Annotated in this window: 8 protein-coding genes; 2 read left to right on the top strand and 6 right to left on the bottom strand. The window is 69.2% G+C overall.

What is annotated here, in order from left to right; all coding sequences use genetic code 11:
- Window positions 1-747: class E sortase (locus GT030_RS19590; protein WP_161202209.1), on the top strand; the 747-nt coding region annotated here is incomplete at its 5' end.
- Window positions 748-795: 48 nt separating this feature from the next.
- Window positions 796-1,542 (top strand): class E sortase, encoded by a 747-nt coding sequence (locus GT030_RS19585; protein ID WP_161202211.1) that lies wholly within the window; start codon window positions 796-798, stop codon window positions 1,540-1,542.
- Here GT030_RS19585 and GT030_RS19580 read toward each other — a convergent pair whose 3' ends face one another.
- The 6 genes from GT030_RS19580 to GT030_RS19555 form a co-directional block, all read right to left on the bottom strand.
- The gene (locus tag GT030_RS19580; RefSeq protein ID WP_161202208.1) at window positions 1,543-2,169 is read right to left on the bottom strand and encodes a restriction endonuclease; all 627 of its coding nucleotides are present in this window, start codon (window positions 2,167-2,169) and stop codon (window positions 1,543-1,545) included. It abuts the gene before it with no gap.
- A gap of 108 nt (window positions 2,170-2,277) precedes the next feature.
- A complete protein-coding gene (gene pknB / locus GT030_RS19575; protein WP_161202207.1) occupies window positions 2,278-4,269 on the bottom strand; it encodes a Stk1 family PASTA domain-containing Ser/Thr kinase in 1,992 nt (663 codons plus the stop codon).
- 170 nt (window positions 4,270-4,439) lie between these two features.
- A complete protein-coding gene (locus GT030_RS19570; RefSeq protein WP_161202206.1) occupies window positions 4,440-5,915 on the bottom strand; it encodes a penicillin-binding protein 2 in 1,476 nt (491 codons plus the stop codon).
- 172 nt (window positions 5,916-6,087) lie between these two features.
- Entirely contained in the window at window positions 6,088-7,557 is a 1,470-nt protein-coding gene (locus GT030_RS19565) for an FtsW/RodA/SpoVE family cell cycle protein (RefSeq protein ID WP_161202205.1), read from the bottom strand.
- 27 nt (window positions 7,558-7,584) lie between these two features.
- The gene (locus GT030_RS19560; protein ID WP_202460293.1) at window positions 7,585-9,138 is read right to left on the bottom strand and encodes a Stp1/IreP family PP2C-type Ser/Thr phosphatase; all 1,554 of its coding nucleotides are present in this window, start codon (window positions 9,136-9,138) and stop codon (window positions 7,585-7,587) included.
- Window positions 9,139-9,279: 141 nt separating this feature from the next.
- On the bottom strand, window positions 9,280-9,671 hold a 392-nt coding region (locus tag GT030_RS19555), incomplete at its 5' end, for an FHA domain-containing protein (RefSeq protein ID WP_161202204.1).

Below are 9,671 nucleotides of genomic sequence, written 5' to 3'. Positions count from 1 at the left end.
GCACCGGCCGTCGCGGACGGCCCGGCGCGGCCGTTGTCGCGGGTGGAGGCCCGGCAGCAGGCGCGGGCGCGCAAGCCGGGGGCGGCGGTCATGGTGAGCCGGGCGGTGGGCGAACTCTTCATCACCACCGGCGTGGTCATGCTGCTGTTCGTCACCTACCAGCTCTGGTGGACCAACGTCCGGGCCCATGCGGAGGCCGGCAGCGAGACGAGCCAGCTCCAGGACGACTGGGCGAACGGCAAGCGGGCGCCGGGGGCGTTCGAGCCGGGGCAGGGGTTCGCCATCCTGCACATCCCCAAGCTGGACGTGGTCGCGCCGATCGCGGAGGGCGTCAGCAACAAGAAGGTGCTCGACAAGGGGATGGTCGGGCACTACGGGGAAGCGCCGCTGAAGACGGCGATGCCGTACGACAAGACCGGCAACTTCGGGCTCGCGGCGCACCGCAACACCCATGGGGAGCCGTTCCGTTACATCAACCGGCTGGTGGCGGGCGACGCGGTCGTGGTGGAGACGCAGGACGAGTACTTCGTGTACAAGGTGGCGTCGATGCTGCCGGTGACTCCGCCGTCCAACACCAGCGTGCTGAATCCGGTGCCGCAGGGGTCCGGGTTCACCCGGCAGGGGCGGTACATCACCCTCACCACCTGCACGCCCGAGTTCACCAGCAAGTACCGGCTGATCGTCTGGGGCAAGATGGTCGAGGAACGCCCGCGCAGCAAGGGCAAGCCGGACGCGCTCATCCAGTAGCGGCGGTCCGTCTCACCAGCCGAAGAGCCGAACATGGGCAGGGGATCTGTGGCAGCGACCGCCGACGGCACCGAAGAGCACACGGCCGCGTCCCGTAGGGGCGGGGGTCCGCCGCGGGGGCAGGGGCCGATCGCGCGGGCGGTCAGCTTCCTCGGGGAACTCCTCATCACGGCCGGGGTGGTGCTCGGGCTGTTCGTCGTCTACTCGCTGTGGTGGACCAACGTCGTCGCCGACCGGCACGCCGACCGGCAGGCGGACCGGGTCCGCGACCACTGGGCCGACTCCGCGGCCGGGCCCGGCGCGCTGGACACCAAGGACGGCATCGGCTTCCTGCACGTCCCGGCGATGCGCAACGGCGCTGTGCTGGTGGCGAAGGGCACCTCCACCGACGTCCTCGACGAGGGTGTGGCCGGCTACTACACCGACCCGGCCAGGGCCATGCTCCCGACGACCGGCAAGAAGGGCAACTTCACCCTCGCCGCCCACCGCGACGGCCACGGCGCCAAGTTCCACAACATCGACAAGGTCCACGAGGGCGACCCGGTCGTCTTCGAGACCAGGGACAAGTGGTACGTCTACAAGGTCTACTCGATCCTCCCGGAGACCTCGAAGTACAACGTCGACGTCCTGGCACAGGTCCCCAAGGAGTCCGGCAGGACCAAGCCGGGTCACTACATCACCCTGACCACCTGCACCCCGGTCTACACCAGCCGCTACCGCTACGTGGTCTGGGCCGAGCTGGTCCGCACGGAGAAGGTCGACGCCAAGCGCACCCCTCCGGCGGAACTCCGCTGATCACGGCCTGCGGTACTCCAACCGCCGCAGCCGCCCATGATGCGCCCGCAGCCGCTGCTCGATCCGCCCCACCCCGTCCCGCATCGCCACCAGCTCCCGCTGATGCTCGCCCGAGGCCTCGATCAGCACGTTGAACATCGGCACGACCGTCTTGCCGAGGACGTGCGCGATCCGCTGGTCGATACGGTCGTTCAGCGCGGGGCCGCCGAGTTCGGCTCGGGACGCCTGCTCCACGTCCAGAAGGTACGTACGCACCCGCCGGGCGACCTCGCTGTCGCGCAGGAGCATGGCGATGTTGAGGACGGCGCGGCGGGAGTAGACCGTGAGGCTCCGACGGGCCTGTGGATAACTTCCCAGCGAGAGTGACACGTTGTCACTCTCGAATTGCCGCAGGTCAGCGCCGCGCAGCACCGCCATGCCGTTGGCGGCGAGTTCCTCCCGATGCCGACGGGTCAGTTGGCGCACAGCCTCCACGGTGACCCCGAAGTAGGTCGCCACCATCGCCGTCGTCACGTGCAGGCCGTCCGGAAGCAGGGAGAGGGTCTTCACCCGGTCCAGTACCTCGATGCGGTCCAGCGCGCTGGTGCGCAGTGTCCTGGATTCCAGGAGTACGTTTTCGTCGATCATGCACTGTCAACGACCTGCGGGCATATGAGGGCACGATCGGAAAACGACACAGTCCTCCGGCACCCACCGGTGCCGGAGGACTGTCTGTTGATCAGAGCGGAGCGGGGGTCAGCCGTTGGGGCCGCCGAAGATTCCGCCGAGGCCGCCTCCGCCGTTGTTGCCGTTGTTGCCCTGGCTCGCCGAGATGAGGGTGATGGTGTCGCCCTTGTTGGCCTGGGTGCCGGGCTGGACGCTCTGCGTGAGGACGGTGGAGTTCTCGTCGCCGGCTCCCGGGCCCTGGGCGTTCACCTGGAGGCCGAGGCCCTGAAGGGTGTTGCGCGCGTCCTTCAGGGACTGCGTGGTGACGTCCGGGACCTGGACCTGCTCCGGGGCGTCGTTCTTGCCGACGCTGATGGAGACCGGGGTGCCCTTCTTGACCTGACGGCCGATCTCGGGGTTGGTGCCCTGGACCTTGTCCTTCTGGGCCGGGTCGGGCACGGGCTGGTCGTTGCAGGTCGGGACGAGACCTGCGTTCTGGAGGTCGGCCTTGGCCTCGTCGCAGGACTTGCCCCTGACGTCCGGGATGGTGACCTTCTCCTCGGCCTTGGCGACGATCAGGGTGATCGTGGACCCCTTCTGCACCTGCTTGCCGCCGGTGGGGTTCTGGTCGACGACGTTGTCCGGGGTGTCGCTGGAGACGCGGGTCTCTTTCTTCACCGTGAGCTGGTAGTCGTCGCCTTCCAGCTTCTCCCGCGCCTGGTCGAAGGGGAGTCCGATGACGCTCGGGATCGTCACCTTGGGCGCGCCCGTGGAGACGACCAGGGTGATGGTGTCGTTCTTATTGACGTCCGAGCCCTCCGTCGGGCTCTGCGAACAGACCTTGCCCTTGGGCTGGTTCTCACACGGCTTCCGCGTGATGTCGCCCAGCTTCAGGTCCGACGCCTCCGCCATCTTCCGGGCGTCGTCGACGGTGTTGCCCACGAAGTTCGGCGCCGGGAACGGCTTCTCGGATTTGCCGGAGAAGATCCACATGCCGATCAGGATCGCGCCGACCAGCACCAGCACACCCGCGACCGCCAGCAGGATCGTCGAGGTGTTGTTGTTCTTCTTCTGCTGGCGCCGCCGGTCGGGCCGGTCGTCGTAGCCGTAGCCGCCGTCGTCCGGGTTCATCGGCGGGAGCATCGTCGTCGCCCCGGCCGGCTCCTGCCGCAGCGCGGTGGTCGCCCGGTCGTCCCCGTAGCCGTAGCCGACCGCGCTCATGGCCGCGGTCGCGCCGACGGGCTGGCCGTCGAGGCACGCCTCGATGTCGGCGCGCATCTCGTCGGCCGACTGGTAGCGGTAGTTCGGGTCCTTGGTCAGCGCCTTGAGGACGATCGCGTCCATCTCCGGCGTGATCTCGGGATCGAACACGCTCGGCGGCTGCGGCTCCTCGCGCACGTGCTGGTAGGCCACGGCCACCGGGGAGTCGCCCACGAACGGCGGACGGACGGTCAGCAGCTCGTAGAGCAGGCAGCCCGTGGAGTACAGGTCGGACCGGGCGTCGACCTGCTCGCCCTTGGCCTGCTCCGGCGAGAGGTACTGGGCGGTGCCGATCACGGCCGCGGTCTGCGTCATCGTCATCCCGGAGTCGCCCATGGCGCGGGCGATGCCGAAGTCCATCACCTTGACCTGGCCGTTGCGGGTCAGCATGACGTTGGCCGGCTTGATGTCCCGGTGGACGATGCCGCTGCGGTGGGCGTACTCCAGACCCTGGAGGATGCCGATGGTCATCTCCATCGACCGCTCGGGCAGCAGCTTGCGCCCGGAGTGCAGCAGCTCACGGAGCGTGGAGCCGTCGACGTACTCCATCACGATGTACGGGATCGAGACCCCGTCGATGTAGTCCTCGCCCGTGTCGTAGACCGCGACGATCGCAGGATGGTTGAGCGAGGCGGCAGACTGGGCCTCCCGGCGGAACCGGGCCTGGAAGGACGGATCACGCGCGAGGTCCGCGCGCAGCGTCTTCACCGCCACGGTGCGGCCGAGGCGGGTGTCATGCGCGAGGTAGACCTCTGCCATGCCACCACGGCCGAGTACGTGGCCCAGCTCGTACCGGCCGCCTAGGCGACGCGGCTCTTCCATAGCTACTTACCAGCCCTCTCCGTCGGTCCCGCCCGGCACGGGTGTGCGCGGCCGGAGCTTCCGTCCGGGCCTACCGTACCCGGCTCGCTCTGTGTGACCTGGCCAAGCCGATAACCCGATACCGGACCGGTATCGCAACGTGCGGCGATGTGAAGGGCACGTGAGCGGGTTCACTTCTTGGAGTTGATGACCGCCTCCATGACGTTCTTCGCGATCGGGGCGGCCAGGCCGCCACCGGAGATGTCGTCGCGGACCGCGTTGTCGTCCTCGATGACCACGGCCACGGCCACCGGCGAGCTGTGGTCGGGCAGCTTGGCGTAGGAGAGGAACCACGCGTAGGGGTTCTCGCTGTTCTCCACACCGTGCTGCGCGGTACCCGTCTTGCCGCCCACCGTCACGCCGTTGATCTGCGCGTTCTTACCGGTGCCGTCCTTGACGACGGTCTCCATCATCGACTGGAGGATCTGCGCGTTGCCCGGCGAGAGCGGCTGGCTCATCTCCTGCGGCTCACTCTTCTCCACCGGGTCCAGGTTGGAGGACTGCAGAGAGTCGACCATGTACGGCTTCATCAGCTTGCCGTCGTTGGCGACCGCCGAGGCGACCATGGCCATCTGGAGCGGGGTGGCCGCGGTGTTGAACTGGCCGATGGAGGACAGCGCGGTCTGCGAGTCGTTCATGTCCTTGGAGAACACCGAGGCGTTGGCGCGGATCGGCACGAACTGCTCGGAGTCGAAGCCGAACTTCTTCGCCTCGGCCAGCATCTTGTCGTTGCCGAGGTCGGCGCCGATCTTGCCGAAGACGGTGTTGCAGGAGTACTGGAGCGCGACCCGCATCGTCGCGTCCTTGCAGGGGATGTTGCCCTCGTTCTTCAGCTCGGTCTGTGTGCCGGGCATCACCCAGGGCAGCGGGCTGTCGGTCTTCTGGTCGGCCGAGGAGTACTTGCCGTTCTCCAGCGCCGCGGCGGCGGTGACCACCTTGAAGGTCGAGCCGGGCGGGTAGGTCTCGCGCAGCGCCCGGTTGAGCATCGGGTCGGAGGCGTCGCTCTTCTTCTGCAGCTTCGACCAGGCCGCCGCGTCGCTGTCACGGGAACCCGCGAAGGACGACGGGTCGTACGAGGGGTACGAGGCCAGCGCGAGGATCTTGCCGGTGGAGGGCTCCAGCGCGACGACCGCGCCCTTGCCGCCCTGGTTCTTCAGCCCGGAGTACGCGGCCTTCTGCGCCGCGGAGTTGAGCGTGGTGACGACGTTGCCGCCCTGCTTGGGCTTGCCGGTCAGCATGTCCAGGGTGTTGCGGAAGAACAGCCGGTCGTCGTTGCCGGTGAGGATGCCGTCGTTGATCTTCTCGAGCTGGGTGCTGTCGAACGCCTGGGAGGAGTAGCCGGTGACCGGCGCCCACATGGGTCCGTTCTTGTACGTGCGCTTGTACTTGTAGTCGCCGGCCTTGGTCAACACGGAACCGGTTATCGGCTCGCCGTCCACGATGATGTCGCCGCGCGGGGCGGCGTAGCGCTCGATGGCGACGCGGCGGTTGTCGCTCGCGGTGCGGAGCTTGTCGGCCTGGACGTACTGGAGCCAGTTGTCGCGGATCAGCAAGGCCAGCACGAGCAGTCCGCAGAAGATGGCGATGCGGCGCAGGGGCTTGTTCACGTCCGGCCTTTCCACGAGCTGACAGGGGCGCCTGTCGCTTCGGTCTCTCGGTGTCGCTGGGGCTGGCCCCCGTCCTTGGCCGCCCACAGTCTAGGGGCACTGCCTGTGGACGGGGACGCGCCGAAAGCCCGGCGGGACCCGCCCTGAGGTACGGTCCCGCCGCCCGCCGCGCTCACTGCGGGTCGGGCCCGGTGGCGCCGGGCCGCACGATCTGCGTCATCTCGGCGTCGGGGTTGGCGGCCGGGGTGGGTGCCGGGCGCCGGGCGGTGTCGCTGATGCGGATCAGGATGCCGATGAGCGCCCAGTTGGCGATGACGGACGAACCGCCGTACGCGAGGAAGGGCATCGTCATACCGGTCAGCGGGATGAGGCCCATCACACCGCCGGCCACGACGAACACCTGGAGGGCGAACGCGCCGGAGAGGCCGATGGCGAGCAGCTTGCCGAACGGGTCGCGGGCGGCCAGTGCGGTGCGCACACCGCGCTCGGCGACCAGACCGTAGATCAGCAGGATCGCCATGATGCCGGCGAGACCCAGCTCCTCGCCGTAGGTGGCGAGGATGAAGTCGGAGTTGGCGGCGAAGCCGATCAGCTCGGAGTGGCCCTGGCCCCAGCCGGTGCCCAGGGTGCCGCCGGAGCCGAACGCCCACAGCGCCTGCATGGCCTGCTCGGAGTGGATGATGCCGTCCTGGATGCCGGACCGGCTGGCCTTGAACTCGCCCATCGGGTCGAGCCACGCCTGGACACGGGTCTGGACGTGCGGCTCGAAGCTGGCGACACCGACCGCGCCGGCCGCCGACATCAGCAGACCGAAGACGATCCAGCTGGTGCGCTCGGTGGCCACGTACAGCATGATCACGAACATGCCGAAGAACAGCAGCGAGGTGCCGAGGTCGGTCTCGAAGACCAGGATCAGGATCGAGATGAACCAGACGACGAGGATCGGGCCGAGGTCGCGGCCGCGCGGCAGGTAGAGACCCATGAAGCGGCGGCTGGCCAGCGCGAGCGCGTCCCGCTTGACCATCAGATATCCGGCGAAGAAGACCGCCAGCACGATCTTGGCGAACTCACCGGGCTGGATGGTGAAGCTGCCGATCTGGATCCAGATCTTGGCGCCGTAGACGTCCGCGCCGAGGCCGGGGACCAGGGGGAGCAGCAGCAGGAACAGCGCGACCACCATGGAGATGTAGGTGTAGCGCTGGAGCGTGCGGTGGTCCTTGAGGAAGATCAGCACGACCACGAAGAGCGCGATGCCCAGGGCCGTGTAGATCAGCTGGTTGGTCGCCTTGTCGCCGGCCGCGTGCATGGCCTGGAGCCGCTTGGACTGGTCCAGGCGCCAGATCGCCACCAGACCGAGCCCGTTGAGCAGGGTGGCCAGCGGCAGCAGCAGCGGGTCGGCGTACGGCGCGAACTTGCGCACCGCGAGGTGGGCGACGCCCGCCAGCAGGCCGAGGCCCAGGCCGTAGCCGAGCAGGCCCGCGGGGACCTGGTCGTTGAGGGCCAGGCCCACGTTGGCGTAGGCGAACACCGGGATGGCCACGGCGAAGATCAGCAGGGCCAGCTCGGTGTTGCGGCGGCTCGGCGCACCGATCGAGCCGATCGTGGACGTGTGGTGCGTCGGCGTGTTGGTAGTACTGCTCATCGTGTGACGGGGCCTCTCACGGCTTGCCTACTGCTTGCCGCACTGATCGGCGACCTTCTGCTCATCCTCGGAGAGGCTGGGGCCGGGCCGGGGAGTGGCGGACGCGGTCGGGGACTTCGAGGGCGACGCCTGCGACTTCGGCCCGGAGGCCGAGGGGTCCGGCGAGGGGCTGGCCTTGGTGAAGGCGGTCTTGGTGGCACCGGTGGTGCCGCCGGTCGCGCCCTGGCCCGTCTTGGAGTTCTGCTGCTCGCGCTCGGCGGCGGTGCGCTCGGCCTGCTTGCGGCAGGCGGACGCCTGCACGGAGAGCGCCTGCACCTTGGAGCGGGCCTGGGACAGACCGCCCGCCACCACGATCGTGTTCTTGACCTGCTTCTGCTGGTACGACGGCAGGTACTTGAGTTCGATCTCGGGGTGGTCCTGCTCGACCTTTGACAGCGAGACCCAGGCGAGGTCCTGGCTGATGCCCCGGTAGACCGCGACGTGCTCGCCGTTGGCCCCTACGTAGTACTGGGTCTGGGTCCAGCGCCAGCCGCCGTAGATGCCGCCGCCGATGACCGCGAGGGCCAGCGCGCTCCAGAGGGAACGCTTCAGCCAGCGGCGGCCCTTGCGGGGCTTGGTGAAGTCCTCGTCGGAGTACTCGCCGAAGCTGCCCTCGGGGGCGTATTCCTCGGTGTCACCGGAGGGTCCGCCGTGCCGGCCGCCGCCGGACTGCCTGCGGCCCTGGCGGCCGAGGTGCGAGGCGCGGCCGGCCGGGGTCTGCATGATGCCGTTGTCGTGGTTCAGGTGGTGCTGGTTCTCGGCGACGGCGCCGACCACGACCGGGGTGTCGGAGAGCTGCCCGGCGAGGGTGTCGCCGGTCTCCAGGTCGAGCACGTCGGCGACGATCACCGTGATGTTGTCGGGGCCGCCGCCGCGCAGCGCGAGCTGGATCAGCTCCTGCACGGTCTCCTGCGGGCCCTGGTAGCTGGCGAGCGCCTCCTCCATCGTCTGGTGGGAGACGACGCCGGAGAGCCCGTCGGAGCAGATCAGGTAGCGGTCGCCGGCGCGGACCTCGCGGATGGAGAGGTCGGGCTCGACGTGGTCGCCGCTGCCGAGGGCGCGCATCAGCAGGGCGCGCTGCGGGTGGGCGTCGGCCTCCTCCTCGGTGATCCGGCCCTCGTCGACCAGGCGCTGCACCCAGGTGTGGTCCTGGGTGATCTGGCTGAGCATGCCGTCGCGCAGCAGGTAGGCGCGGGAGTCGCCGACGTGCACGAGGCCGAGCCGCTGGCCGGTCCACAGCAGCGCGGTGAGGGTGGTCCCCATGCCTTCGAGCTGGGGGTCCTCCTCGACCATGGAGCGCAGTTGTTCGTTGGCGCGGCGCACGGCGGTGCCGAGCGAGGTGAGGAGGTCGGAGCCGGGCACGTCGTCGTCGAGCGTGACCAGGGTGGAGATGACCTCCGAGGAGGCGACCTCACCGGCGGCCTGGCCGCCCATGCCGTCGGCGATGGCGAGCAGGCGCGGACCGGCATAACCGGAGTCCTCGTTGCCCTCCCGGATCATGCCCTTGTGCGATCCGGCGGCGAAGCGCAGTGAGAGGCTCATGCGCACCTCGCCAGTCGGCTCCGGGTACAGCCGGTCGTGTCGAGCCACACTGCCCACCCTCCGGTCGGGAGCGCGCCGGGGACCGGATTGCGGTCCGCCGCCGCGTGCTCGCTCCGCTCGCGCTCATTCATTGGTGTAGCACTACTTCCGCAGCTCGATGACGGTCTTGCCGATGCGGATCGCTCCGCCCAGCGGGACCGGCGTCGGGGTCGTCAGCCGGGACCGGTCCAGGTAGGTGCCATTGGTGGAGCCGAGGTCCTCCACGATCCACTGGCCGTCACGGTCGGGGTAGATCCTGGCATGCCTGCTGGAGGCGTAGTCGTCGTCCAGCACGATCGTGGAGTCGTGCGCGCGGCCCAGGGTGATGGTCTGGCCCTGGAGCGCCACGGTGGTCCCGGCGAGGGTGCCCTCGGTGACGACGAGCTTGCTGGGCGCGTTGCGCCGCTGGCGGCCGCCGCTCTGCTGGGCCCGCTGTCCGCGCTGGCCGCGCTGCTGCGGGGGCGCGGACTGCTGCCGGGCGGCGGCCTGCGGTC

Origin of the sequence: Streptomyces sp. SID1328 (genome assembly GCF_009865595.1) — a bacterium.
GTDB classification, from domain to species: domain Bacteria; phylum Actinomycetota; class Actinomycetes; order Streptomycetales; family Streptomycetaceae; genus Streptomyces; species Streptomyces griseoluteus.
The sequence above is the reverse complement of the archived record's forward strand: the minus strand, read 5'-3'. Positions and strand labels throughout refer to the sequence as shown.